The organism is Exiguobacterium antarcticum DSM 14480, from assembly GCF_000685865.1.
Taxonomy (GTDB): Bacteria; Bacillota; Bacilli; order Exiguobacteriales; family Exiguobacteriaceae; genus Exiguobacterium_A; species Exiguobacterium_A antarcticum.
The window spans coordinates 72,923-95,800 of record NZ_JMKS01000001.1 but is presented as its reverse complement, the minus strand read 5'-3'; the positions used below and the strand labels follow the sequence as shown (position 1 = coordinate 95,800).

Annotated in this window: 36 protein-coding genes and 2 pseudogenes; 24 read left to right on the top strand and 14 right to left on the bottom strand. The window is 43.7% G+C overall.

The features are described 5' to 3' along the window. Positions 1-66 precede the first annotated feature (66 nt). Together P404_RS0100685 and P404_RS0100680 are read left to right on the top strand one after the other, a co-directional pair. A complete protein-coding gene (locus P404_RS0100685; protein WP_034773861.1) occupies positions 67-1,221 on the top strand; it encodes an ISL3 family transposase in 1,155 nt (384 codons plus the stop codon). Between the two features lie 176 nt (positions 1,222-1,397). Next, entirely contained in the window at positions 1,398-1,682 is a 285-nt protein-coding gene (locus tag P404_RS0100680) for a hypothetical protein (RefSeq protein WP_026829718.1), read from the top strand. 51 nt (positions 1,683-1,733) lie between these two features. Here the strand turns inward: P404_RS0100680 and P404_RS0100675 are convergent, their stop codons facing one another. Then, positions 1,734-2,063: an ABC transporter permease gene (locus P404_RS0100675; RefSeq protein WP_026829717.1), complete on the bottom strand. Its 330-nt coding sequence runs from the start codon at positions 2,061-2,063 to the stop codon at positions 1,734-1,736. Between the two features lie 167 nt (positions 2,064-2,230). On the opposite strand from P404_RS0100675, the gene P404_RS17960 reads away from it, so the two are divergent. From P404_RS17960 to P404_RS0100655, 4 genes are all read left to right on the top strand, one after another. Beyond that, positions 2,231-2,845 (top strand): SMI1/KNR4 family protein, encoded by a 615-nt coding sequence (locus P404_RS17960; RefSeq protein WP_026829716.1) that lies wholly within the window; start codon positions 2,231-2,233, stop codon positions 2,843-2,845. Positions 2,846-2,911: 66 nt separating this feature from the next. Then, complete coding sequence (locus P404_RS0100665; RefSeq protein ID WP_026829715.1) at positions 2,912-3,199, top strand: hypothetical protein; 288 nt, start codon at positions 2,912-2,914, stop codon at positions 3,197-3,199. A 39-nt stretch (positions 3,200-3,238) separates the two neighbouring features. After that, positions 3,239-3,712 carry a GNAT family N-acetyltransferase gene (locus P404_RS0100660; protein WP_026829714.1) on the top strand — a complete coding sequence of 158 codons (474 nt, stop codon included), beginning with the start codon at positions 3,239-3,241 and terminating at the stop codon, positions 3,710-3,712. Beyond that, complete coding sequence (locus P404_RS0100655) at positions 3,709-4,113, top strand: cytidine deaminase (RefSeq protein WP_026829713.1); 405 nt, start codon at positions 3,709-3,711, stop codon at positions 4,111-4,113. The genes P404_RS0100660 and P404_RS0100655 overlap by 4 nt, the downstream gene beginning before the upstream one ends. A 340-nt stretch (positions 4,114-4,453) precedes the next feature. Here the strand turns inward: P404_RS0100655 and P404_RS0100650 are convergent, their stop codons facing one another. The 6 genes from P404_RS0100650 to P404_RS18710 form a co-directional block, all read right to left on the bottom strand. Beyond that, positions 4,454-4,693 carry a hypothetical protein gene (locus tag P404_RS0100650; RefSeq protein ID WP_026829712.1) on the bottom strand — a complete coding sequence of 80 codons (240 nt, stop codon included), beginning with the start codon at positions 4,691-4,693 and terminating at the stop codon, positions 4,454-4,456. Positions 4,694-5,467: 774 nt separating this feature from the next. Continuing rightward, positions 5,468-5,758 (bottom strand): type II toxin-antitoxin system RelE family toxin, encoded by a 291-nt coding sequence (locus tag P404_RS0100645; protein WP_026829711.1) that lies wholly within the window; start codon positions 5,756-5,758, stop codon positions 5,468-5,470. Beyond that, positions 5,755-5,979: a type II toxin-antitoxin system RelB family antitoxin gene (gene relB, locus P404_RS0100640; RefSeq protein WP_026829710.1), complete on the bottom strand. Its 225-nt coding sequence runs from the start codon at positions 5,977-5,979 to the stop codon at positions 5,755-5,757. The genes P404_RS0100645 and relB overlap by 4 nt, the downstream gene beginning before the upstream one ends. Positions 5,980-6,056: 77 nt before the next feature. Beyond that, positions 6,057-6,494: a hypothetical protein gene (locus P404_RS0100635; protein WP_026829709.1), complete on the bottom strand. Its 438-nt coding sequence runs from the start codon at positions 6,492-6,494 to the stop codon at positions 6,057-6,059. Positions 6,495-6,532: 38 nt separating this feature from the next. After that, positions 6,533-6,784, bottom strand: a complete 252-nt coding sequence (locus P404_RS18715; protein WP_236624192.1) for a DUF2268 domain-containing protein — start codon at positions 6,782-6,784, stop codon at positions 6,533-6,535. 120 nt (positions 6,785-6,904) lie between these two features. After that, positions 6,905-7,525 (bottom strand): DUF2268 domain-containing putative Zn-dependent protease, encoded by a 621-nt coding sequence (locus tag P404_RS18710; RefSeq protein ID WP_236624182.1) that lies wholly within the window; start codon positions 7,523-7,525, stop codon positions 6,905-6,907. 490 nt (positions 7,526-8,015) lie between these two features. Here P404_RS18710 and P404_RS0100620 point away from each other — a divergent pair, with 490 nt between their 5' ends. Together P404_RS0100620 and P404_RS0100615 are read left to right on the top strand one after the other, a co-directional pair. Then, complete coding sequence (locus tag P404_RS0100620; RefSeq protein WP_026829708.1) at positions 8,016-8,234, top strand: hypothetical protein; 219 nt, start codon at positions 8,016-8,018, stop codon at positions 8,232-8,234. Between the two features lie 74 nt (positions 8,235-8,308). Beyond that, positions 8,309-8,785: a glutathione peroxidase gene (locus P404_RS0100615; protein ID WP_026829707.1), complete on the top strand. Its 477-nt coding sequence runs from the start codon at positions 8,309-8,311 to the stop codon at positions 8,783-8,785. Positions 8,786-8,868: 83 nt separating this feature from the next. Here the strand turns inward: P404_RS0100615 and P404_RS0100610 are convergent, their stop codons facing one another. Further along, a complete protein-coding gene (locus P404_RS0100610) occupies positions 8,869-9,333 on the bottom strand; it encodes a hypothetical protein (protein ID WP_026829706.1) in 465 nt (154 codons plus the stop codon). A gap of 14 nt (positions 9,334-9,347) precedes the next feature. Continuing rightward, entirely contained in the window at positions 9,348-10,253 is a 906-nt protein-coding gene (locus tag P404_RS0100605) for a DMT family transporter (protein ID WP_026829705.1), read from the bottom strand. Between the two features lie 160 nt (positions 10,254-10,413). On the opposite strand from P404_RS0100605, the gene P404_RS0100600 reads away from it, so the two are divergent. From P404_RS0100600 to P404_RS18965, 5 genes are all read left to right on the top strand, one after another. Next, positions 10,414-11,352 (top strand): IS30 family transposase, encoded by a 939-nt coding sequence (locus tag P404_RS0100600; protein ID WP_026829704.1) that lies wholly within the window; start codon positions 10,414-10,416, stop codon positions 11,350-11,352. Positions 11,353-11,481: 129 nt separating this feature from the next. Then, a complete protein-coding gene (locus P404_RS0100595; RefSeq protein WP_026829703.1) occupies positions 11,482-12,438 on the top strand; it encodes an SMI1/KNR4 family protein in 957 nt (318 codons plus the stop codon). Positions 12,439-12,512: 74 nt separating this feature from the next. Further along, entirely contained in the window at positions 12,513-12,929 is a 417-nt protein-coding gene (locus tag P404_RS0100590) for a hypothetical protein (RefSeq protein ID WP_026829702.1), read from the top strand. Positions 12,930-12,950: 21 nt separating this feature from the next. Continuing rightward, entirely contained in the window at positions 12,951-13,217 is a 267-nt protein-coding gene (locus tag P404_RS0100585) for a hypothetical protein (protein WP_014970096.1), read from the top strand. Positions 13,218-13,322: 105 nt separating this feature from the next. After that, positions 13,323-13,445, top strand: a complete 123-nt coding sequence (locus P404_RS18965; RefSeq protein ID WP_256439793.1) for a hypothetical protein — start codon at positions 13,323-13,325, stop codon at positions 13,443-13,445. Positions 13,446-13,607: 162 nt separating this feature from the next. Here P404_RS18965 and P404_RS0100570 read toward each other — a convergent pair whose 3' ends face one another. From P404_RS0100570 to P404_RS0100555, 4 genes and pseudogenes are all read right to left on the bottom strand, one after another. Beyond that, entirely contained in the window at positions 13,608-14,516 is a 909-nt protein-coding gene (locus tag P404_RS0100570) for a hypothetical protein (RefSeq protein ID WP_026829701.1), read from the bottom strand. A gap of 152 nt (positions 14,517-14,668) precedes the next feature. Next, a pseudogene (locus P404_RS17110) lies at positions 14,669-15,223 on the bottom strand (GNAT family N-acetyltransferase). A 23-nt stretch (positions 15,224-15,246) separates the two neighbouring features. Beyond that, positions 15,247-15,594: a hypothetical protein gene (locus P404_RS0100560; protein WP_026829700.1), complete on the bottom strand. Its 348-nt coding sequence runs from the start codon at positions 15,592-15,594 to the stop codon at positions 15,247-15,249. A 109-nt stretch (positions 15,595-15,703) separates the two neighbouring features. Further along, positions 15,704-15,925 carry a hypothetical protein gene (locus tag P404_RS0100555; protein WP_026829699.1) on the bottom strand — a complete coding sequence of 74 codons (222 nt, stop codon included), beginning with the start codon at positions 15,923-15,925 and terminating at the stop codon, positions 15,704-15,706. Between the two features lie 233 nt (positions 15,926-16,158). On the opposite strand from P404_RS0100555, the gene P404_RS0100550 reads away from it, so the two are divergent. From P404_RS0100550 to P404_RS0100525, 6 genes are all read left to right on the top strand, one after another. Beyond that, on the top strand, positions 16,159-16,734 hold the full coding sequence (locus tag P404_RS0100550) for a hypothetical protein (protein WP_051590437.1): 576 nt from the start codon (positions 16,159-16,161) through the stop codon (positions 16,732-16,734). Between the two features lie 90 nt (positions 16,735-16,824). Then, positions 16,825-17,508 (top strand): hypothetical protein, encoded by a 684-nt coding sequence (locus P404_RS0100545; RefSeq protein WP_026829697.1) that lies wholly within the window; start codon positions 16,825-16,827, stop codon positions 17,506-17,508. A 48-nt stretch (positions 17,509-17,556) separates the two neighbouring features. Next, positions 17,557-17,877, top strand: coding sequence for a hypothetical protein (locus tag P404_RS0100540; RefSeq protein WP_026829696.1), 321 nt, complete (start codon positions 17,557-17,559; stop codon positions 17,875-17,877). A 154-nt stretch (positions 17,878-18,031) separates the two neighbouring features. Then, the gene (locus tag P404_RS18705; RefSeq protein WP_236624180.1) at positions 18,032-18,199 is read left to right on the top strand and encodes a hypothetical protein; all 168 of its coding nucleotides are present in this window, start codon (positions 18,032-18,034) and stop codon (positions 18,197-18,199) included. A 26-nt stretch (positions 18,200-18,225) separates the two neighbouring features. Beyond that, a complete protein-coding gene (locus tag P404_RS0100530; RefSeq protein ID WP_026829694.1) occupies positions 18,226-19,095 on the top strand; it encodes an SMI1/KNR4 family protein in 870 nt (289 codons plus the stop codon). A 13-nt stretch (positions 19,096-19,108) separates the two neighbouring features. Beyond that, positions 19,109-19,696, top strand: a complete 588-nt coding sequence (locus tag P404_RS0100525) for a hypothetical protein (protein ID WP_026829693.1) — start codon at positions 19,109-19,111, stop codon at positions 19,694-19,696. Positions 19,697-19,766: 70 nt separating this feature from the next. Here P404_RS0100525 and P404_RS0100520 read toward each other — a convergent pair whose 3' ends face one another. Continuing rightward, entirely contained in the window at positions 19,767-20,294 is a 528-nt protein-coding gene (locus P404_RS0100520; protein ID WP_026829692.1) for a hypothetical protein, read from the bottom strand. A gap of 203 nt (positions 20,295-20,497) precedes the next feature. Here P404_RS0100520 and P404_RS0100515 point away from each other — a divergent pair, with 203 nt between their 5' ends. The 5 genes and pseudogenes from P404_RS0100515 to P404_RS17100 all read left to right on the top strand — a co-directional run bounded on the left by P404_RS0100515 (position 20,498) and on the right by P404_RS17100 (position 22,856). Then, entirely contained in the window at positions 20,498-20,833 is a 336-nt protein-coding gene (locus tag P404_RS0100515; RefSeq protein ID WP_026829691.1) for a suppressor of fused domain protein, read from the top strand. 18 nt (positions 20,834-20,851) lie between these two features. Beyond that, positions 20,852-21,067: pseudogene (locus P404_RS0100510) on the top strand (suppressor of fused domain protein); the annotation flags it as partial. Positions 21,068-21,126: 59 nt separating this feature from the next. Continuing rightward, positions 21,127-21,708, top strand: coding sequence for a hypothetical protein (locus tag P404_RS0100505; RefSeq protein ID WP_026829689.1), 582 nt, complete (start codon positions 21,127-21,129; stop codon positions 21,706-21,708). A gap of 153 nt (positions 21,709-21,861) precedes the next feature. Further along, a complete protein-coding gene (locus tag P404_RS17955; RefSeq protein ID WP_051590436.1) occupies positions 21,862-22,584 on the top strand; it encodes a DUF2750 domain-containing protein in 723 nt (240 codons plus the stop codon). A gap of 89 nt (positions 22,585-22,673) precedes the next feature. After that, complete coding sequence (locus P404_RS17100; protein WP_236624178.1) at positions 22,674-22,856, top strand: DUF5412 family protein; 183 nt, start codon at positions 22,674-22,676, stop codon at positions 22,854-22,856. Positions 22,857-22,878: the final 22 nt, after the last annotated feature.

Here is a 22,878-nt window from a genome sequence, read left to right as displayed (position 1 = left end):
AGAAAAAAAGCGAAAACCCCGGTATCGTAATTGTTGTCTAGACAAACCACGATTGGAGTTTTCGCCTTGTCCCAACAGTTTATCAAATTAATTCTTCCGCTTCCAGCCCTTTTTCAAATCCAGATGTCGTCCGATGAAGAACCGCACGTATTTCCTGTCATTCCTGATACACATGAAATCCCTTGTCCGCTATGCGAAAAAAAGACCATCCTGCATTCGAAAAAGCGTCGTCGTTTTCGACACGGTCATGCGTGGGGAGTCGGTGCCTTGTGGATCGAACTGGATGTCCCACGTCAAAGATGCCTCTCTTGTGATTTGACGTTCGTATATGACTACGGTCTCGGACTCGTCCGTACTTCTACCGAAGTGTTCCGAAAAGGCATCACAGAACGGTGCCATGGCCGGACAATTTCAGATGTTGCGCATGAATATGAACTTCCTTATACGACTGTGGAACGGTGGTTTTATCAGTACGCTTCAGTGGATACAGTGGGACAGGCGACACACATCCTCGTCGATGAGTTCGCCACGAGAAAAGGACACCACTATGCGACGATCGTTCTTGATGCCAAGACTGGACGTCTTCTGTCTATCGTCCCGGGCCGGGACGTATCGGCGATTACGGCTGCGCTTCAAGGTGTACTGGGAGATGTTCGTTCTGTCGTCAGTGATTTTGCACCTGCGATGGCGAAGGCAACTACTCGTGTCTTCCCGAATGCAGCGCATGTGCTGGATCGTTTTCATCTCATCCAGTTCTTTACGGATGCTCTTCGCCGCCGGCGTCGTTTTTTGAACGAGGCAAGACGCCATCATCATGTTCGTGTGATTGATCGTGCTCTCGCTTGTCGTCCGGAAGCATTGGCTCTTGAAGATCGAGAGGCCGCCCATTCTTGTATTCTAGAAGACTCGTTTACCCGGGATCTTTATCAAGGACTCCAACATATCCGATATGTGTTGAAAGCAACGTGCGACGGGCAGGCATGCCGAAGACTGAAAGACTGGCTGGAACGTTATCAGTTCCATCCGTGCGGACCTCTTGCGAAAATCGCGAAAGCGATTCGTGGCCGTGAAGAAGCGATGCGTCACACCATTGTATCGACACTATCGAATGGGAAAATGGAAGGGACGAACAATAAGATTAAGCTCATTAAACGTCGTGGTTATGGCTACCGAAACCTCGAACGATTCTTTTTGAGATTGCGCCTTGAGATTGGTCGTTAAAATAGCAACCACGTGTTATGGTGATGAGCCAATCATCAGAAATATCAAATCATTCTTCGTTTTAATATGGTAAATTATTGATGGTGGCAAATGGTTGAAGAAACCAGCCTGTATGTATAAAAAGGCGTTTGACAGTTGAAGATTTTAAAATATGCTCGACTAGGGGAGGAAGAAGAATGGATTTTCTGTGGATGGGGTTACTTTATGCCGGCATACTCGGAGTGCAGTATATATTATCCAGTCAAAAGAATGTGTACTTAGGGGCAGTTGTTCCGTTGCTTTTTGTAGCGGGAATGACTTGGCGGTATGGTAACGTGGAGTCCGTCAGTACAATGCACTACCTGCTAATGACAGGTTTTGGTCTGCTTTGTTTGATTGCAGAGTGGGATCGAGGTCGAGAAGTGTTTCGGACAAATCAGGAAAAAGAATGGAATCGTATGAGAATACAGGATTTCAAGTGAGCAGACCATGCATCATGATTCGAAGTTATGGTTTTTTTATACTCTGTAGTTTCATCTTGACTGTTTTACTTGCCGTCGTTTAATGAAGTTCTTAATCCCTAATACGAGACCGATGATGAGATACAGGATCCCGTTACCAACGATCACGAATCCAATAAAAGCTGCTGAATAAGCTGCTCCAAAACCGTCTCCGCCCATACTATGGTCGATCTTTAAAAAAACAGGGCCGGTTATCAAAGCGATGATTGGTCCGAGTATGACAATTAGTAAGCCGGATCCCCATAAAGGCATTTTCCCTTTCTTGTATAAAAGGATAGCTGATACATTTAATACGATTAAGCTTGGTAATAATATACTCCAAAGTAGTCCATCACCACTCATCTAAAGCCCTCCTTCTAATGATAAAATAGGTAATAAATGTAATAAAAACACTGTGTTGATCATATCATAAAGCCTGTAATCTAGTATCTTTATTTCCAACTAAAGGTATAAACTGAAAAGGATATTTTGGCGTGATTATAGTTCGAAAAAATTGAGGAGGAGATAAAATGAAACGGATTGAAAGAACGTTGATTTTGCTCAAACAAATGTTCAAAAACGAACCGAGATTTATTATGGGGAGATACGGGAGAAATGGATGGGCAACTTGCACCTTCAATACACCGTTAACTTCTAAAGAGATTGATTCACACTTCCTGAAAGATACTTTTTCTTTACCAAGGGACTACAAACATTTTTTAACGTTACATAATGGATGCGGTTTATTTGAAACAGAATCCGATTTAATCCTAGAATTGTTTCCTCTTGAGGAAATGCTCGAAATGTCGGAAGAGCACCATTCAGAAGACGGTCTCGTCTCAGAAGGAAACTACTGGATCATAGGTCAAATAGATGAGAAATGGATTTTAATTGATAAAAATCAATGTACAGATACAGAAGACTCCTTTAAAAAACCATATATCACGGTCGTGCATCCATCGGATGGTCTGGACACTGCTGTTGCGTTAAATTTAAATTTCGAATGTTTTTTAGAACGTGCTATCATCGCGCAAGGCGACTACTTTTGGGAGTGGTCAGAAGACACTGAACTAACTGTAACGTATGGTGATGTTTCGACGTATGAAGAAATCGATGAAACACTTTATCTTGAAGATAAGAAATAAAACATTTGATTGATTGTCGAAAGGAATAACAATAGGAAACACAACAAGGAGAGGAGGAATTGTGTCATGTGGCTACTGTTTGGGATACTTGCCATCTTCGCGACGGCGGTGAATCTGATTTTGTACTTCATCGGCAAGGACTATAAGCTGGCAATGGCTGTCGGGTTATCGCTTACGGCGCTCACGCTGTGTGCGGAAAACAGTCAAATTGCGAACTGGGTCGAAGCCGAAGATTGGGCGGCCTTGGCAGACGTTGTTCCCGGAATGGAACGCGCCTGGTGGTTCTTAACGATTGTGTCGATTGGACTGAATCTGACACCACTGTTACTCGAATACAGAAAAAATCGATCTTGATTAACACATAAATTCATTTTGAAAAGGAGGTCGCTTGCAATGACCTATACCTATTTACCACTGACACAACGTCAGGCGGAACAGATTGCGTATGACTGGCAATACGAGGGTGACTTTGCGTTCTACGATATGCCGAATGATCAAGAGGACCTGGCGGAATTTTTGGATCCGGATCAACGGACGGAACATTACTATGCTGTGATGGACGGTACGCAACTGATCGGATTTTTTGTGTTCGAACCCGGACAGGACAGCCTTGAATTGGCGTTAGGGATGCGACCTGATTTGACGGGACGAGGAAACGGAACGGCCTTTTTGGAATCCGGTCTTGCCTTTGCGATCAAGCAGTATCAACCACGTCAAATTGAATTAGCCATCGCAACGTTTAACGAACGGGCAATCCGGCTGTACACTAAAAGCGGTTTTGAAACGATTGAACAGTTTCAGCAGTCAACAAACGGTGGAAGCTATGAATTCGTCAAAATGCGTCTGTACACAGGAGTGATGAAATGAATATCGAACAACAGTTATTTGAGGCAGCAAAAGAATTAATCGAAACGAGGTATCCGAACGGATGGGGCGGAGCGGCAGCGATTGCGACCGATGACGGACGAATCTTGACTAGTGTCGCACCGGAAGTCGTGAACGCGTCGACCGAATTGTGTATTGAGACAGGTGCCATCCTCGAAGCACACAAGTTGAACTGTCGGATCACACATACAATTTGTGTCGTGCGGGACGATGAACAGGCACCGTTCAAGATTTTGAGTCCATGCGGTGTCTGCCAGGAGCGTCTGTTTTACTTTGGTGCGGACGTCAAAGCTGCTGTCACAAATCCCGAGCAAGCACTGGTCTTTAAAGCACTCTGTGAGTTGCAACCGTACCATTGGTTAAAAGCTTATCAAGCTGAGTAACAAGTGAGAGAATGAGAAATAATGTTAGTATGAAACCGGCACTGATCAAAGGTTATCAGGTAACATCCATGTTAGAAGGTGAGGTTAAATGTGTTACATTTATCAAGTTTTCTAGCATTAGTGCTAGGTATCGGATGTGCTCTGATTGCTCTTGCGGTCCACATCCTCAAGAAGATTTTGAAGAAATGACCATCCAGATGAAGATCCTTCCGCAATTAAACGAATATTAGCGTGTTTAATTACAAAAAGATGAGCGTACATGTGCTTCCTATGTATGCTCTTCTTAAATTTTCGATTATGATCCCAAATCAATAAAAATCGTCATCGGTATTCCTCACTCCTAGATAAAGACAATCAGCGAAAATCCAATCAGGATATTGATGAAACTGAGGACATCCGTTGATTTGGTAAAAAACGATCGTCCCGTTTTCTTCGCTTTGTCATTAAGAAACATCAAAAGGACGGCAAACAGTGTTGTTAGGCCGAGCGGTGCATTGAGAAGACTGTCTGAAAACGTGAGTGAGTTAATTGCGAGGTAAAGGCTGTTCAGTACGGAAAAATAGAATAGAACTTTTTGCATCGAGTCACATCCTGTTTAAATTACTATATGATTATATATTTTTACATAAAATTGCCAACTAGGGAAGGGGCGCCTTAAATGTCTTTGCCTGTAACCCTCTAAAACCACGAATTTTTGCATTATGAATCGAGAAGAGGACGGTGTACCGGTAATAGCTGACTGATAGAAGACAGTTTAGGATAGAAAAAATGGTATGGGGATCTGAACAGCGTAGACTAAGTAACACCTAAAGTTATCAAAAGGAGCAAAATCCCTTCTCTGTTAGAGGTGAGGTCACTTTCCTCCTTTTCATCATACGTATGAATAATGTTTAAGTGATGTTTGCAAAAACGGTCGTTAAAAAGATAAAACGAATATGTTTCCTCATTCGTGAGTCTTAACTCCCTTATTTATCAAAATTAGACGAGAATACTCCCACTTCTAAACGTTCAGGGCGAAGCCCTAGTGCAAGTGGGAAATGAATCGTCTTCGGGCAAGGCGTGTCTTGCGACACGTCAATTGTCCGACACTCTTGGTTTGAAAACAATTAAAATCAGGAACAAAAAAAGAGTCATGTTCTTTGAAAACTGAAGATATAGGGTTGTGATAGGAAGTTCGTCTGTCACGTAAAATCTTCAACGTTCACCTTGCGGATGACCGAAGTAGCGAAAACCAAGCAGAGTAGGCATCCGTATAAAAGAAACGGACAAGATCAACGTTCAACCGTCGGGACGACGGGGTTAGCCTGATAATTTTTTGGCCGCTAGGTTGAATAACTCAGGAATCCTCCATCTCTTAGCGAAGCGTAGGTGGAGGTAGTTCAAAGATATCTCGACGATGCCCGATCTCAAGAATCAAGATCACGACTTTGTCATCTTGGATGTCAGCGATCAGACGATAGTCGCCGATGCGATACCGCCATTCACCCGAACGATTCGAGACAAGTCCCTTTCCATGACGACGCGGATCATCCGCCCCGACCAGGTTCTTCTTGATCCAGGACATGATGATCCGCGATTGTTGAGGATCCATCTTCTTAAGGGACTTTTGAGCTCCGCGCTCAAACTCCACTGTATATGCTGTCATTCTAAATCAAGTTCCTTCATCATATCGTCAAACGAGATTGCTTCTGATTTTTTGCGGTGTGCTGCCATGGAATCATGATAGAGTTGTAAATCAATCTCATCTTCAATACGATCGAGGACGGCATCGCGAACAAGTGTAGAAATCGTGATGTTTTTTGCTTTCGCATATTCTTTGATCAGTCGCGTATCCTGATCATCGAGTCGAACAGAAATCGTACTCATTCTTATCATCTCCTTTGTAATACATTGTAATACATATTTAAATGTTAGTACAGACACGAGCTCCATTTGTTTACCCTTCAATCTACCTTGATTAAGAAAGCAAACTGACCATCACCATTCTCAGACCATCTTGCTTGAAGTTCATAGGCATATGTGCCGGCTTCTTTCGGTGTTACGAGTTGATTATTTTTTAACGTAACCGGCTTACCGGTCACCTTGTTAAATCGAATGATTTTGATTGTATCAGGTTTTGGATCGAAGGAAATCTGGATTTTCTCGTTCGGCATGACGGTGACCGGTTTACTTTTTTCAGTCATATGCAGACCGTCTACGTAGATTTTGTCTACACATTGACTACTAAACATGCCACTCCAGCAAAATGTCCCTTGGACCGTTGGAATACTTTTTCCCTTTATCTCGACACGGGGATCTGGAGGTTCATCACGGAAAGGTTCGAATTGAACGAAAAAAGCAATGATGATAATCACTGAGCCGATCAATAAATATTTACGCATGTGAAACTACCCTCCTTCGTAAGTGGTATTTCTATGTGTCAAAAATCTTTTGATTCAATGCGCTTTTGATACTTATAACCCTCTAAATTGTCCTCATTTTCTTCATACGTCCATTTTTTGATGGAAAGATCAGGATGGGCCTTCAAATGATGACTTAAGATATCACGTCCCAGAGAGTATCTGCTCCAAATTGGGATATTTTTTTGTTCGTTCCCAATGGCGACATCCTGATAATTGGCTTCGCCGTTTTGAATCAGACGCGCCACATGTTTTTTGGTCGTATCATCCATCGGTACATTCCAAGGAGGCGAGACGTTCGTGACGATCCGATCGGCAAAGGCGTCTGCTTTCCCTTCGAAGATGAACGAATCAAGTGATGTGTCGATTCTGCTTAACTCGGGTGTATCTTTTTAAACCAGATGATGATATTCATGTGCAATCGTATAGGCCAAAACCTCTTTATCGAAGTTAGGATTTAGTTGAATAATAATCGAGTCCTGAAAAGCTGCCCCAGACACTCCGGCTAAAGGATCCGTCATCGACCAAAATTCCGGATTAGACGGTGCGATGAAAATCGTAGCTTTCTTTTTAGGGAGCGCTTCGTGGGAAGCGATATAGTTTTTCGTAATGATGCTTTTAATTTCGTCATGCTGTTTTATCAATTCATTCGTTTGGTCCAGCAGATCCTTCTCGTAAGCTGTTGATTGCAACATGAAGAATGTTTTTAAACTGGTCGTATCAAAGTTTTGCTTCTCCCCAATCTCATCTATGTAACCGAGGACATGTTTTGCGTAATTTTTTATATCCATTTCTGAAGTGTCGGCTTTAAGCGATGCTTTCAAATACGTTTGATAGGGCGCATAAAGCGGCACGATGTTTAATTCACTATCCTTGTCGATCTTCACGGTTTCCGGTTTAAATTCTTTACTTTCTTGGTGGGTCACGGCTTTTTCTGTTTCGTCCGTTTTGTCCGTACATGCCGATAACAGAAGGAAAGGGACACAAAGCAACGGAGCAATTACTTTGTTCAACGGGATGACCTCCATTTCTAAATGATTAGGATGCTAAAAGCTCATGTTTTTCAATACGAATAGAGATCGAAACTCGATATGTAAAATTATACCATGGGAATTAAAGAGGGCGGTACTGATTCAATCACTGATAATCGAATCTACCTAGAGGGAAATACTTAATTTTTCTACGTGAATGATTTATAGATGAACGGATGACGGCTTTAGAATGGATGGAAGAGAAGGGAGACCGGACGTTGACGAAGGAGGAATTGGCCGCCTTTCATTGTCTGACGACAGTCTGTGGAATGGATTTTCAAAATAGTCCGGATGAGTATTTTCATGTGGACGACGATTTTCGGGATTGGATAAAAGCGTTTCAGGAAGTGGAGAGAAGCTTTAAAACTAAGGAATGAGCACGTTTCGCTGATTGACTTTTCTCAACCAATCATCCCAATCACGAAACCTTTACCTTAAAAAACAGGTAAAAGAATTCAAAGGGGATGATGAGATGGTACGATGTACGAATTGTGACTACAAGTGGAAGACGAAAGAAATACTGGCTGTTGGGTTTGTGAAGCATGGCAAGGACTGCCCAAACTGCGGTAAAAAACAATATCTTTCAAAAGATACCCAACACTATCTGTCACTCGGATACGTCAGCCTGTTTTTTCTGTTGATCATGCCGTTTGTCATCAAGCTGAGTGACCGGGAAGAATCCATCTGGTAGTCAACTGATTGCGTGTTCAAAAAAGACGGAGCTTTTTCAGCGGAGTATACTGACGGAAAAGGGGGTGCGACGGGATGCCATCGCTCTATGAGATTAAGGTGAAAGACGCAACCGGACAGACCATTTCCTTGCAGGATTATGCCGGAGAGGTACTTCTCATCGTCAATACAGCCAGTAAATGCGGACTCGTCGGTCAGCTCGGGGATTTGCAACGGTTGTACGAAACGTATGCCGATCAAGGCGTCAAAATCCTCGGCTTTCCGTGTGACCAGTTCAACCATCAGGAGTTCGCCGATCCGAAAGAAACGATGCAGTTTTGCCAGCGCAACTACGGCGTGACGTTCCCGATGTTTCAGAAGATTGACGTCAACGGACCGACGGAACACCGGTTGTATACGTATTTAAAACAGCAACAGGGAGGACTACTTTCGTCAAACATCAAGTGGAATTTCACGAAGTTTCTTGTCGATCGCCAAGGGCGGGTCGTTAAACGGTTTGCGCCGGTCGATTCAATCCAGGTGATTGAAAAAACACTGGCGCGCTATGTATAATTAAAATACGTCCCGCCCGGCGCAAGCCGTCGAACGGGACGAGTCGCATCACCCTACCTTTGGCGAGGTAGGGCTTTTTTATGTCAATTTTCCTTTGGCAGATTAAAAGAATGTCTGACCGTAAAATCACTCATCTTATGACCAAGATCTGTAAAGACCGGCGGACGCGGGGACAGGACATGAAAGTCCTGTTCGAATGCCCGGATGGCGTAGTGGGTCCAGTCTCGCGACGGGTCCCGCTTCAAGCCCATCCAGGCTGTCGCAAAGGTCAGGAGTGCCGAGTCCTTATATAGGACGAGCGGAATCGTACTGAACTCCAGTCCGTCATCCAGTTCATGCAAATCCGACGAGCGGAGCAGGACGCAATCTGCTTCAAACAACAGTTCAAAATAATTGCAGGAATAGTCACCGATGAGCACCATGACTTCGTCCGTATGGCCGCGAAAATAGAGTGCCAGTCGATTGCCGTTTTCCTCGTTCATGACAATGTGATCGAGCGCAATCTGATAGTCTTCTCGGTACAAGAGCTTCTCGAATGTAATGTGCACGACTGATTCCCTCCTTAAGAGTGTTTTTCTTTAGCGAGTTCGAGGATGTCCGGCTGACGTGTCGAACGCGACGACCAGATGAGCAGACCGATACCGCAGAATAAAAGTAATATGCCGACCCACGACAACAGACTTAACGTTTCCCCGAGGACAAACACGCCGAGCAGGGCAGCGGTCAACGGTTCACCAAGCGACAACGTGACAGCCGTCGAAGACGAGACATGCGCAAGACCTCGTGCGAACAACAGATAGGCAACACCTGTTGCGAAGACGCCAAGATGCAGACTGATGCCGGTGCCGCGCAGACTGAAGACCCACGACACATCAAACAGGAACAACAGCGGTGACAACAGCAGGGCGCTGAGCGTAAAGACGACCGCGACGACTGATAACGGAGAGTGCGTCTTGACCAGATTCCGGCTGACGAACGTATAGACAGCAAACGATAATCCGGCACCGAGGGCGAGCAAAATGCCGAGCGGATTCACCGAAACCGTTGCCTGATTCATGACGAGCAACAGGCAGCCGGTAATCGATAGTGACGTCGACAGCCACCAAAAAGTGCCGGGTCGATTTTTTAAGACCAGCCATTCAATCATTCCGGAAAAAATCGGCGCACTGCCGATTGCAACGACGGTTCCGACGGCGACTCCGGTCATGAGAACGGCGGAAAAGAATAGTGGCTGATAGACGGCCATGCTGAGTGCAGCGAGGAAAATCGTTTGCAGCGGCCAATCTTTTAGGGTCAGCTTTCCGGTCAGTAAGACGAGACTGAGTAAAAAGAAGCCACCGACCGCCAAGCGGACTGCGCCGATCGCAATCGGATGGGCCGTTTCCGGCGCAAAGGCTTGGGACGTGCCGGTCGTACCCCAAAGCATTGCCGCCAGTAAAATCAGCAGCATCGAAGACTGTTTTTGCATGGTTTACCTCCAGATGGATAGACATAGATGCTGTTCAGGAATCATTTTTGATTAGGACGAATTGTAATATTAAGTGCAACACCTGACGGAAAACACAAAAAGCCCATAACGGCCTCGTGTAGAATGGAGTTACCACACCACATTCAACGGAGGATTCGTTATGAGCTATATTCATCTTACCACATCAGAAAGAGTCAAAATAGAAACGTATCTCGATTTAGGTTTATCCGTCCGAAAGATTGCGGGACGCCTGGGGCGTCAACCTTCTACGATTTCACGAGAATTAAAACGAAACCCTTACTATGATGCTTCCTGTGCTGACCAGCGTTATGTTGAGCGCAAAAAGAAGTGCGGTGCACGGACGAAGTTCACGCTAGAAAAAGGAGTTCGTATCCTCGAAAAGTTACGCGAGACATGGTCGCCTGAACAGATTGCCGGACGTTTATTCCAAGAAGAAGGACTATCCTTCAAGACAATTTATCGCTGGATCTATACGGGCCTCGTCGAGGCCAATTCTAGTTTTCTTCGCCAAAAGGGAAAGCGTCAGAAACCACGTGAGACGCGTGGACGCTTCAATGTCGGATTACCAATCAGTAAACGTCCAGCCGACGTCAAAGGGCGCCAAACGTTTGGACATTGGGAGCTGGATACTGTCGTCTCAGCCAGAGGGAAATCCAAGGCATGTGTCGCAACGTTCGTCGAGCGAAAGAGCCGTTTCTATCTCGCTGTGCCGATGGAGGATCGGTCCGCTGCCTCGATGGAGTCAGCGATTAAAGCATTGCATCTCTACTTCCCGTCGGGAACGTTTCAAACCGCGACGACAGATCGTGGAAAAGAGTTTAGCTGTCATGAACGAATTCGTGAAACGTTAGGCGTACCGATGTATTTTGCGGATCCGTATTCTTCTTGGCAACGTGGAAGTAACGAGAACGCCAATGGTCTTCTCCGTGAATTTTTCCCGAAGGGGACGGATTTCGGAAAGGTCAGTCGTTCTGAACTCGCTCAAGCGCTCGCCTGGATCAATGGGAGACCACGGAAATGTCTCAACTGGAAAACTGCATACGAGGTCTTCTCGGAAGAAGTGTTGCACTTAATTTGACAAACCGTCTTAGAAAAAGAATACCACAGAAAGAGGAAGTTGAGCTCACCCAAATTATTGGTAAAATGGTAGACTAAAGGAAGATGAGGCAGGGCGGCTCATACATAGAGAAGTAAGAGGGTGGATCCAATGAATCAAATCGCAGCAGTACTTGATGGACTTCAGCAAAAAATCAATCATGGATCAACCTTCATTCAACGGAAGTACAATGAAATCGGTCAGGCGAAATTTAATTTTCCGGCACCGGTGACAGCAGCATCACTTGCAGCATTTGAAGCTGAATTTAATCAAAAATTGCCGAGTGAATACCAAACGTTTCTTGAACTGCATGACGGAGCGGATCTGTTTATTCTTGACGACGGTCTTGGGCTAGTGTTGTATTCTCTTGATAAAGTAATCGAATCGACAATAGAAGCAAAAGAAGATGGTCTTATTGATGAAGATTTTGATTACTTTTGGGTGATTGGTGAAGTCAATGAAGGATATCTCTTAATTCATACGGAACATGCTAAAACAGAAGACACACCTTATATGTACTGGAAGTATCATGAGGGAACAACTGAGGACGCCGATCCAATCTACCAAAACTTCGGCACGTTCCTTGAGTATTCAATCATCGCCCAAGGGGACGTGTTTTGGGAATTTAAAGACTTCAGCATTGAAAAGGACAATTATTTCGTCGACGAAGACCCTCCGAAAGAAGACGTCAAGCCACCGCTACCGATCAAATTCGTCGATTCCGTTCGGGTCGAAATCGAATATCCGATCTCAAAAACTGATTCAGATTACGAATATACCGTTTCGATCTACGAAGGGAAGTCTGGGAAAGAACGGTTGATGTCGCGTCATGAAGGCGGATCCCGTTTTAACAAGCTAATTGAGGATGTCCGTAACCGGTTGTCTGGTCGACAATTTCATTATTCATTAATTAATGTCTTTCAGACAGAATCTCGATTTTGGGAAAACGAAGAAGAAACAGGCGACTCATTAATTATAAATGAAAGCCCGCAAAAACAAGGGCTCAGTTATGACGGCTACCGCGCCTTTGCGGACCAGTTGCCGCGTCCGTTACCGGGTTGGAAGTAAGCAAAGCATTACGTTCAAGGAGCATCTTCATTTCTTCGACTCTTTTGAAATGCATGCGAAAAGGAGAAATGGAAATGAACAAACTACTGATTATTCCGTTGTTATTCAGTTTAGCCGGATGCATGTCTCTTGATATGAAACCGAGCAGTCAGTCGGTTGAAACGGGGTACACAGGAAGTGTCAAAGACGGGTTTGTGTTTGAATACAAAATGACCAATACCGGCGATTATCCGGTAAAAGTCGCCTCCCGGGCCGGTCATCTGCTCAACGTCAAGGTCCGAAAGCACGATTCGCAAAAAGTCGTCTATGACTCGTACGAAGAGGTGGAGCCGAAACGGTTGTCGAAAGAAGTGCAACCGAATAAAACGGTGATGCTGAAGAAAACAGTCAAAGCCGGTGTCATTCCAGCGGGTGTGTATGACATTGACTACATCGTCCGTGACGATAAAGGTGAAAGTAGCGGTGGCGATATAGAAATCAGATTAAAATAATTCAATCCAGGACGAACATACATGTTGAAGAATCCAAATTATCGTTATGGCACGTGGGCATTGATTGTCAGCTTTTTCTTGTTCTTTATCGTTCAACTGTTCAGTGCCTACATTGAGCTTTCACCGAACTTTGCCGGTGAATCGCTTGATGACTATTACCTGAAGTATTTCCCGATTGGTGCTTTGCTTGTCGGCTGTGCGTTTTTCATTAACGGCTGGTGGAATGAAGATGCAAAACAGGAAGCTCAAAAACGGACAGCACTCGAAGCTGACAAACCTTTAGAGTGAACTCAATTTTTAGAGGAGCGAAGACAATGGTTAAGAACTTTCCTGCTTTACTGATGTTGCTGGTGGGTGGAATTGCATTTATGACTTTTTTTATCGAACACGGAGATGGGAACACTTTTTAAAAGCGCTTGGACGCTTGTCGGACTCGTCATGCTCAGCTGGGGAATCATCGGCATGATCTTGCACTTCTGGATCATGGGGTATGAACGAAACAAGAAGCGGATTTAAATAACAATGGCCAAAAAATTGATTCACAAGTAAGGCAGCTCGTTGAAGTCTCCTTTAGAGATCATCGAGCTGCCTTTATGTTATAAATCTTAAATAGCTATTTCTTTATCTAACATAAAAATAACGAAGAAGCAGAGCGCCTCTTCGTTCGATCATACATGATTATTTTGTAAGGATTGGTGAAATGATTGTTGATACCGTCGATTTTCCTTCAGCAGTCACACGAAGTCCTTTGACGTTTGTAACGTCAATTTCAAAGTCGATAGGATCTGCACCAAATACGAGGTTATAACGTCCCAGTTCTTTTCCGTTATTGTCAGAGAAAACGATATTTGTCTCGTCATCAGTTTGTGCATAGGCAAGATATTTAGGATTATCAGATAAAGCTTCTTCTGTCAAAAGTGAAAGCTGACCTTTCAGTTTTTTGTAGTTACTATTGAGACTGAAAGTGGCAAATTCGTTTGGCCAATAGCCTTCTAATAGAATACTTTGATTGTTTAATTTTCCCATGATCGTAATTGGTTCATTTTGATATACATGATTAAAGCTGGATGCACTCATATGGACGGCAGAAAGTGGAGTTCCTGATGCTGGCGTACCAAATTCGAAAGAATTAGTCGTTTCTTTTAATGGTAAACCCGAAATATTAGCAAAAAGCTGAAGGGGAACATAAGCAGTTTTTCCAAACATTAACAGACTTTCTTTACCGTCATACTTTCCATCGACTTTAACCCCATCAGATACTAGTGATTTAGATGAAGTCAAAAGACGATAAGCTACTGAAAGTTCTTTAACTTTCTTTTTATTTGATTCATTTTCAATTTGAATCTTTTTATACTTTGAATCTAAGGATTTATAGGATTTTGAAAGATTCTCATGTTGTCCTTGTAACGTTTTGTACGCGGTTTCCGACTTCTTAGTTTTTTTCTTTTCGTCGGCCAATTGTTTTTGTAATGTAGCCTTTTCCTTTTTTAGTTTTGAGACTTCCTTTGAACTTGCTTCAACAGTTGATGTTTGCATGACTCCGAAAGTTAATGAAGACACAAGACTGGCAATGATCCATTTGTTCATGACATATTTCCCCCTATTTAAAATTCAAAGTAAACACTTTTTATTATACTAATAACATTATATGTTATAAAACAAAATATTATTTCCAATACTTTAAAAATAAAGGGAATAGTGTTGGTAATCTCTCATTTTTGATTTATTTAAAAGATCAATCAATCGTCCTGCCATTCTGTCTTCAACAAGGAGTACATATATAAATCATCGAACTGTCCGCGTGTCTTCTCATACTGACGCAACAATCCTTCCCGCTGGAAACCAAGCCGTTCGAGCAACCGTTGAGAGGCCGTATTGTCCGGCAGAACAAGCGCTTCGATCCGGTTTAGGTCCCATTCATTTAACCCGTGTGCGAGTACGGCCCGAACCGCTTCTTGTGCCAGTCCTTTGCCCCAGTGAGCAGGACTCAGTTCAAAGCCGAGTTCCGCCCGCTGATGCCGGGAAGAAATGTTCAGGAAACCTCAACTGCCGATGATATCAGGAGTTGCATGTTCGGTGATGCCCCAGCGGAGACCGGTCTGTTCTGTTCGGATGGAGTGATACCAGTTGATTTCGTCCAACGCATCAGCTTCCGTTTGGAACGGGTCGAGTCCCATTTGTGCAACGACCCGTTCGTCAGCGAGATACGTCAGCAGACTTGGAGCGTCAAGCGGCGTAACTTCGCGTAAGGTCAGCCTGGTTGTCGTCAGTACAGGAAATGCAAGTGTCGTCAAGGTGAGCCCTTCTTTCTAAATAGTTAATACAATCCGGTCATCGTCAGTTTCAACAGCATCGAGACGATGTAGGCTTTTGCAGTTCGCGTATCTGTAAACTGTTGCTGGTCAAACGTTTTCCCTCGTTCACGGAAGAATATATACCATACACCCTGTTCCTCGTAGTAATGGAATCCGTCCGTCAGCCGGTCGATGGACGGTGAATCGGGAAAACCGTGTTTTTCGGTATAAGCGAAGACATCTGCTTCGGTGACGGTAAACACGTCGGCGTAGGAATTTTTCCGCATATCAGAAACGCCGAGGGTTTCGCAGGCGAACTGAAGCGGATTGCCATATAGAAGTATTTTAATCTGTGTATCCTGATCGACCACTTGTCTCGACTCCTATCTTTAGAGGATTTGGTATCTATTTGCTTATGGATGCAAAGGTGTAAAAAACGCAGACGCTCTGTTCTTCCGTGAACAGGAGGATCTGCGTTTTTTAATTAAAATGCTTACGACGATACAGCTTCTTTTCAATCCGTGTCCAGACCCGGGATGCGAGATAGACATTTCCGGTTGTGATAATTAAAAGGATACCGAGCAGAATGATCCCGCTCTGATCAAAAGTAAGGGACGGTTGAAAAATCGTAAAGATGGCAATCAGCAAAAGGGGCATAGTAATGCTAAGCCAGACAGAAAAAAACAACAGAGGTTTCCACATACAAATTCTCCTTTCATCCATAATCATTTCTATCAGTATATCAAAATGTATACCGGATACTAGAAAAAATGGAAAGACAGGATCGGTTTCGTTATGCTTAAAAAAATAGCTCGAAAAAATAGCAGGGAGAGGAAAATTAAATGGTAGAAGTCCTGATTATAGAAGAGCCTGTCACGGAACATTTTATAGAAAATCTAGTGCATCCCCATCGGTTTGACGGAGGTTTACCTGTTGTGCATCGTTTAAGCGGAGAAGGACATGTCGAAGAAGGTCGAGACTTTTTAATGGCATTTTTAACACATCAAGCGGTTTTCCCGTTGTATGTGCATTTTGTTGATGAGTATGACCTGTCTAAAGACTTCACAACCTTTTTTCAGCAGCATCAGATTGATTACACGATCGATGACTGTGACGGCAACTTGAAATCTTACGGGTACAGACGGTACAACTATTATTCTTGCTTTACGGCGAAAATTCAAAATCCTGCTGACTTACTGCTTGTATTAAACAAGACGTATTGGCTCGCATCTGAAAATGTATTCTATTGTATCAGTCATTCAGATTCTTTAACGTTCGAATGGGGAGACTTTTGGGAGCGGGGAGTCAAAAGAAGACGATCCATCGCTGTATTTGATTTTGATGCTTCAAAGATCTACATCACCACTGATTATGACGGATTAGGATTTTGTTTACTCAGCCGGGATACGCAGTACAATTCACTTGTCGGATTGATCGCCAGTTTGCCGGACCAGATGGTCGTTACGCAAATCAACGATGAAGTGATAGAGGAAAACGAGGTACTAGATTAAGATGATCAAGAAAAAGACATTTAAATCTCTTCTTCTGCATCATTTGCACTTTAGAAAATAAAAAAGCTGTGTCCCAGTAAGGAGAATATAATGGCAGAAATCATGATTATGGAAAAAGAGATTATCGAAAAGGATGCGTTGAACTTAGGATACCCGTTTGAAATGGGTGGAGAGTTGACGACAGCTTATCTCATTGATGTGAGCCGTATTGAAAAAGACGGGGCAGATGAAAACAAAGACTTTTTACTCGAATTCTTAATTCATCAACAGGTGTTTCCACTCTATATCAGTTTCGTGGATGAGTATGGATTACATGAAGAACATGACGCGTTTTTCAAGCAAAATAATCTTTCGTATGTCGTATTGGATTTAGATACACAGTTTCGAAGTGGAGAGGTGAAAGTCCGTTATAAGGAGTACCATCCGTGTTATACGATTACCGTTCAAAATACGGAAGAACTGCGTCTTGTCCTGAACAAAACCTACTGGCTGGCATCGGAAAATCTGTTTTATACCATTTCGTACTCAGATAACCTGTCATTTAAGTTGGAGAAGATAAAGTGGTGGCGATTGAAACTGATTCGCCCGATTTGTGTTCTGACCATGCATCCGAACACGACCTGTTTTAAGATTGCCCACGATGGTAACGGCTTTTACCTGCTGTCAAACGATGAAAGCTATATACCAATTGAACACCTGGTGACCCGGCTTCCGAAAGGGACCGTCATTTCGCAAATCAATGATGACTGGTTACTAGACGACGAAACCGATTGATTTTGGTACACGTAAAAGAAGGATGAAATTGGACATGGAGGAATGAGAATGGAGCACGTTTTGTATTATCTGTGTATAGCAACCTGTATCGGAACGGTCGTGGCCTTTCTGTTTAATCGGTTGCAACCGGGCAGTCGTATTCGGACGATCAGTATCAGTCTAAACGTTTTATTGCTAGTTTTAGTGGGTGTAACCGCGTTGCTTGGGTGGGATGCTACAGAGGAAAAGCTGTATCGGTCCTTTGGCTTGCTAGTCATGAATATCTTTCCGCTTTGGTATGAACGAATTGAAGGGGACAATAGGAAAACCATCGTATGGTCACTGACGCTGGCCTTGGTCGTGGTGTTGTTCGGAACAATTTTAGGATGACATATAATAGGAATCGTACATACGCGTTAAAAAGAGGCTATTCATATTGCAGAAAAAAATGTTGAACATCTCCATCCTGTTGATGGTAGGCGGCGTATTTGGAAACATACTTTTTACCCGACTCGGTTATTTTCCGAATGCAGATTTTCGAATTATGAGTATTCCGTTAGCAACGGGAGCGCATTACTTTAATCTAGGACTGGTATTACTTGCCATGACGCTAGTCGGGCTGGTGTTACTGCCATGGTTTCTGGAGAAAAAACAATTTTCGAAAACGGTGCTGTCACTTGTATTAATTATTTGGTTGCCTTACGCCGTCTAAACAACATGGACAGGAGCGAAGATGTCGTGAGTAAACTCATTAAACGTCTCCATCCCGATTCAAGGGTGCCCGGGGCATCAGCTGTTGACCTGAGAAAAGCAGAACGTGCCTTAGGTGTTTTGTTTCCAGATGAATACAAAGACCTTTTTTTACAGACGAATGGTGCACAGTTTGGCGAATGGAGCCTGTATCCTGTACCAACCAGACAAGAAGTCTTACAGGATATCGTTCGTCACAATGAGAAGCGTCCGGCTGGCTTGCCCGATGACTTGATTTGTATCGGTGAAAATCTAACGGGTGACAAGCTGTGTTACCGGATTCGAAAACGTTTCCTGCAGGAGCTCGTCTTTAGATGGAACGAAAAGACGGGAATCGCAAAATATCCATCGTCTTCTTTGGAACAGTTCATCGATTGGCATGTCCCGAAACGAAAAACGAATCAGGCCTACCGACTTGGCCGTTTTACGGTCGAGAGCAACGAGCTGATTGTGACGGATCCTTATTACGGACTAGAGGAAAACACGGATTCACAGCTGATTTTGTCGAATGTGAAATCAGGCAGTTGGACTGCAGCCACCATTTACACGAAAGACGAGTGGGTCAAGCAACTGCTTGTTTTTGAAGGGGATAAAAAGCGGAGTGGCAAATGGCGCCGTCAGGATCAACCAATCAGCACGGACTCGGCACTGGCCGGAATTTTTGATCGAACAGCTTATCGTCAGAATCAAGCGATGGAATTTGAGACAATTGTTTCGTCCGACGACCAGGCCGGTATCGTTTCGTTTGGTGCTGTCTCGACGTCAGGTTTTGGAGACGGACTGTATGATGTTGACATACAGTATGATGTCTCGAGGCAAATCTTCGGTGTACGAATTGACTTCGCAGATGACGAATGAAGGAGTTGGGCTAATGGAATTGGATAGTATGTTGGTCGGTGAAGGAACTGCTTTTATCTTTATATCCGAGGACAAAGGAAAAGTTCGTTTTCACTGTCATGAGGATGATGAAGAATACGCAGATGTCGATATGGATCAGCTGTTGGAAGAGTCGTGGCAGGACGGGATGGCTCTTTACAGCAAGAACATTCGAGAATTTTTACTGGAGTTGAATCATTATCCACTGTACGTTCACAGTATGAGTGGTTCGAGCAAGATCAACATTGCGCACGACGCTGACAGCAGTAAAAGATTTGACCGGGGGAATATTTATCATCGATTGACCATCACTTCAAAAGAAGCATTTCTTCATTACTTCCCTAAAGCTTATCAAGATGCATACAATAACGAGAGTGTATTATTTTCAAGCGAGAAGACGATTGAAATGGATGAGGCAAAAAATGACTTTTATTTTAAAAAGTTTAGGTTAAACTTTTCGGATGACGAGCGGAATTGTTTCTTTCTGTGGGTGAACCATGACGGAAACGGTTTTGACTTTGTTGCGAATTTTTCAGATCATCCGTATCAACACGAGACGATTAAAATCGCGGACGTTGAATGAACGTCATAGTGAACTACGGCAAAAGGAGTGCAACCAGGCGATGGAAACAGACCCGGTTACACTCCTTTTGTTATTCTTTCACTTCTGCAATTGTCTCGAAGATTCGTGAGTAGACGTCTTTGACATTTTTATTGTTCGTTTGATCATTGTTTAATCCATACTCCCAGTAGCGATAGCTATCTTTTTTCTCTTGCAGATAACCGGATGCATAGGAATGCTCCAGTTCGCTCGCAGTGGCATACGTCAGGTCTTCAGATACGAATGGTAAAAATCCTTTTGTCGTCTCTAAGAAGAAGGTCGGAACATCAAGTTTCCGGTACACCTTCACGTACTTCTCTTCATCTGCCTGTTTTAGGTTATTTTTTGCGATGAACACCGCATCAAACTTCGAGGAAATCCGGTTCGTGTCCTCTAGGTCTTCAAATGAAAGTGTTGAAAACTTTACATTTTTCTCTTGCAGATTAGGCTGTTCTCCAATCACAGCGATTTTTAAGTACGTTCCATCATAGGAAGTGTCTTTAACTTGTGTTGATGCATCTACACCACAGCCTGCTAATGCGGTCGCGGCAATCAGTAAACCAAGTAACAATTTTTTCATGTCCACGTTCCTTTCACGTCCATTTAACACTACAGCAATTATACCAATAAATTGGAAGATGTACCTAAATCGAAATGAAAAAATAGGGGTTAACAATTAAAATAAAAATTCCCAATAATGTTATCTGATTATATAATATGAAGTATAAATGGAATTTCTTTTGGGCCTTGTTTGGCCGGCGAAGAAAGTAAACGGGAGGACATATGAATTATATTGAGCATTTGGAAAAACACTGTGGTGAGATTAAAGGAAGTTTAGAACTAGAAGATATGATGGAAGAAAACATTCAATTCCTGAAGTTTGAGAACGCACCTATCGATAATACCTATACGGCGACAACACTCGGATTACTGTGGCGACCGCTTCAGTTTGAAGAGGAGCGATTTTATCATCAGGAACTGATGATGTCGGTCAAGCAGCCGGAAGCGGAGGAAGATGTCATCGAATTGCTATGGCGTCTGACGACGCATGCTTTGGAAACCGGACAGGCATTTGAATTGGGCGAATTTTACAGTATGCCTGAGACGGTGTTCGGATAATACGGATTTGCAGGAGTCTATGTGACGGCACCGTTTTATTTTGATGAAACCTTTTTCGTCCATACAGTCGATGCGAGTTTTGAAGAACCGGATCACGTCTTACCGGTCTGGTTTGTTCCGATTTTCGAATCGGAGGCAGACTATCTTGAGCAACAGGGTATTGAAGCGTTTGAGGAAAAGCTTTTTGAGACAAAGGATGAACTGCTTGACTTAACACGTCAACCATTGATTTGAGAATCCTATTCATAGAGCGGAAAGCAATCATACGTTGCTAAAGAGAGGGAGAAAGCAACATGTTAGTCGATCACTACAAACAGCTTCATCATCTAGAAGTCGATATACCGAAGGATGAGCGTTTTCAAAAGTATGAACATCTCAATATTTATTTTGAGTGGGGATTCGCAATCAACCAATCAACCGAAGCAGTCGCCAGTGAGGATGCGATGTGGTTACTTGGGCAAACGAATGCATTCCCGATCTGCATGGTCTTTGATGTATTTGATTTTTCGATGAAGGAAACAATTGCGGTTCTCGAATCCTTCGACATACCGTATTATGCGTCAAACAATAACGAACCAGAGCTCATTGATGGAGAAGAAGCTTCGCGTGAGACCAACATACGGCTCATTGTTGATCGGGAAAAAACGTTGCGAGAAATGATTCCATTTCTGTACGCATGCGGATGTCACGGTCAGAAAAATTATCTCTATTCCATGATGACGGACGGAACAGATGCATTAACAGAAACAGAAGACTTTCCGGGAATCGATGTCTCGTACGCGGTCGTCTCGGTTGGACCGGATGGAGAAGGTGTGGATGTCATCGGACCGAGGGAACGGATCATTCTGCTGTATCGACAAGTGCGAAATAGATAGATGCAGAAAAGCGCCATGATTCACAAAAGCTTTGGAGAGAAAAGGACTGAAGTAAATTGTTAGCTGATTAATCGGATACAGATACAAATTTGAAAGTCCGCTTGAATATATGAAAATGGAAGAAAAGAATTTGTACATAAAGGAGTAGTGAAAATGGAACATCAGATCGGATTACCAGGCATTACAGAAGAACGGTTGCAAGAAGTCGAGGCAGAACTCGGATTTTCGCTGCCGTCCGAGCTGCGGGCACGCTTTAAAAAGGAAAACAAGTTCGAAGCCGGTGAGTGGCAATTCCATCCGATCAAGGACGAACAGTATATCAAGCGGACGTGGGAAGACATTGTCCGTGTCAACTCGACTGATGTGGAAGACTATCCGAACGGTTTCTTCCGAATTGCCACGGACGGTTCCGGGGATGAACTTGGCTACTTATTGCCGGATACAAAAACGATTGTTCTGTGGAATCACGAGGAAGAGGAAGTATTTCCGGTCGCTCCGACCCTTAGAGCATTCATGAAACAAGAACAACAAGTTGAAGAGAGTGCCATGCGGGCGGAAGACTTTCTTCAGACGGTAATTGAGACAGGAACTGTTTACGGTTTATCGAAATTGAAGCAGTCGGGATGGGCGTATTGTCCATCGAACCAAGGTGACTCGGATGTGTTATTGTTCTTCTCGACAAAAGAAGGGGCACGTGCTTGCCAGACAAACGGATGGGAGAATTATCATCTCATTCGCCTCGATCTCGATGTCTTTACAGACGACTGGTTGCCGAACATGATGCAAGACGGTTTGTATTGCGGACTAAACTGGGATGCCAGTTTACAGGGGCTCGAGCTGAATCCGGAGAACGTTCTCGAGGAACTCGAAGGCTGACGACAGAGTAAGCATCACTTTTCCGGCTGGACGAGCGGTATACGTTACGGTTTTATCGTTCGAGCGGAGGGGCGACGACGGGATTTGCGATGCTTGGCATCATGGAAGATCAAAAAACAAAAGAACAGCGGCGTGTCTACTGGGAATATCCGTGTAGGGAGGTAAGTGTGAAATGGCGACGGGACGTTGTCATTATTAATGACACCCGCTTAAACATCTGGACCGAGGTGTATGATTTCAGATTGGATCAACCGATTTATCCAGCAAAATAGAGTTCATGAAGGGAAGATGAAA

Coding starts and splice junctions, on each gene's coding strand:
- P404_RS0100525 (WP_026829693.1), top strand. CDS start 19,109: ATGGAATTGGATAGTATGTTGGTCGGTGAAGGAACTGCTTTTATCTTT.
- P404_RS17960 (WP_026829716.1), top strand. CDS start 2,231: ATGAAACGGATTGAAAGAACGTTGATTTTGCTCAAACAAATGTTCAAA.
- P404_RS0100620 (WP_026829708.1), top strand. CDS start 8,016: ATGGTACGATGTACGAATTGTGACTACAAGTGGAAGACGAAAGAAATA.
- P404_RS0100635 (WP_026829709.1), bottom strand. CDS start 6,494: ATGCGTAAATATTTATTGATCGGCTCAGTGATTATCATCATTGCTTTT.
- P404_RS0100515 (WP_026829691.1), top strand. CDS start 20,498: ATGAATTATATTGAGCATTTGGAAAAACACTGTGGTGAGATTAAAGGA.
- P404_RS0100595 (WP_026829703.1), top strand. CDS start 11,482: ATGAATCAAATCGCAGCAGTACTTGATGGACTTCAGCAAAAAATCAAT.
- P404_RS0100545 (WP_026829697.1), top strand. CDS start 16,825: ATGGCAGAAATCATGATTATGGAAAAAGAGATTATCGAAAAGGATGCG.
- P404_RS0100600 (WP_026829704.1), top strand. CDS start 10,414: ATGAGCTATATTCATCTTACCACATCAGAAAGAGTCAAAATAGAAACG.
- P404_RS0100655 (WP_026829713.1), top strand. CDS start 3,709: ATGAATATCGAACAACAGTTATTTGAGGCAGCAAAAGAATTAATCGAA.
- P404_RS17955 (WP_051590436.1), top strand. CDS start 21,862: ATGGAACATCAGATCGGATTACCAGGCATTACAGAAGAACGGTTGCAA.
- P404_RS18715 (WP_236624192.1), bottom strand. CDS start 6,784: ATGGATGATACGACCAAAAAACATGTGGCGCGTCTGATTCAAAACGGC.
- P404_RS0100540 (WP_026829696.1), top strand. CDS start 17,557: ATGGAGCACGTTTTGTATTATCTGTGTATAGCAACCTGTATCGGAACG.
- P404_RS0100590 (WP_026829702.1), top strand. CDS start 12,513: ATGAACAAACTACTGATTATTCCGTTGTTATTCAGTTTAGCCGGATGC.
- P404_RS0100660 (WP_026829714.1), top strand. CDS start 3,239: ATGACCTATACCTATTTACCACTGACACAACGTCAGGCGGAACAGATT.
- P404_RS17100 (WP_236624178.1), top strand. CDS start 22,674: ATGCTTGGCATCATGGAAGATCAAAAAACAAAAGAACAGCGGCGTGTC.
- P404_RS0100555 (WP_026829699.1), bottom strand. CDS start 15,925: ATGTGGAAACCTCTGTTGTTTTTTTCTGTCTGGCTTAGCATTACTATG.
- P404_RS0100605 (WP_026829705.1), bottom strand. CDS start 10,253: ATGCAAAAACAGTCTTCGATGCTGCTGATTTTACTGGCGGCAATGCTT.
- P404_RS0100585 (WP_014970096.1), top strand. CDS start 12,951: ATGTTGAAGAATCCAAATTATCGTTATGGCACGTGGGCATTGATTGTC.
- P404_RS0100650 (WP_026829712.1), bottom strand. CDS start 4,693: ATGCAAAAAGTTCTATTCTATTTTTCCGTACTGAACAGCCTTTACCTC.
- P404_RS0100505 (WP_026829689.1), top strand. CDS start 21,127: ATGTTAGTCGATCACTACAAACAGCTTCATCATCTAGAAGTCGATATA.
- P404_RS0100665 (WP_026829715.1), top strand. CDS start 2,912: ATGTGGCTACTGTTTGGGATACTTGCCATCTTCGCGACGGCGGTGAAT.
- P404_RS0100645 (WP_026829711.1), bottom strand. CDS start 5,758: ATGACAGCATATACAGTGGAGTTTGAGCGCGGAGCTCAAAAGTCCCTT.
- P404_RS0100680 (WP_026829718.1), top strand. CDS start 1,398: ATGGATTTTCTGTGGATGGGGTTACTTTATGCCGGCATACTCGGAGTG.
- P404_RS0100615 (WP_026829707.1), top strand. CDS start 8,309: ATGCCATCGCTCTATGAGATTAAGGTGAAAGACGCAACCGGACAGACC.
- P404_RS18705 (WP_236624180.1), top strand. CDS start 18,032: ATGAGTATTCCGTTAGCAACGGGAGCGCATTACTTTAATCTAGGACTG.
- P404_RS0100675 (WP_026829717.1), bottom strand. CDS start 2,063: ATGAGTGGTGATGGACTACTTTGGAGTATATTATTACCAAGCTTAATC.
- P404_RS18965 (WP_256439793.1), top strand. CDS start 13,323: ATGGGAACACTTTTTAAAAGCGCTTGGACGCTTGTCGGACTCGTCATG.
- P404_RS0100520 (WP_026829692.1), bottom strand. CDS start 20,294: ATGAAAAAATTGTTACTTGGTTTACTGATTGCCGCGACCGCATTAGCA.
- P404_RS0100570 (WP_026829701.1), bottom strand. CDS start 14,516: ATGAACAAATGGATCATTGCCAGTCTTGTGTCTTCATTAACTTTCGGA.
- relB (WP_026829710.1), bottom strand. CDS start 5,979: ATGAGTACGATTTCTGTTCGACTCGATGATCAGGATACGCGACTGATC.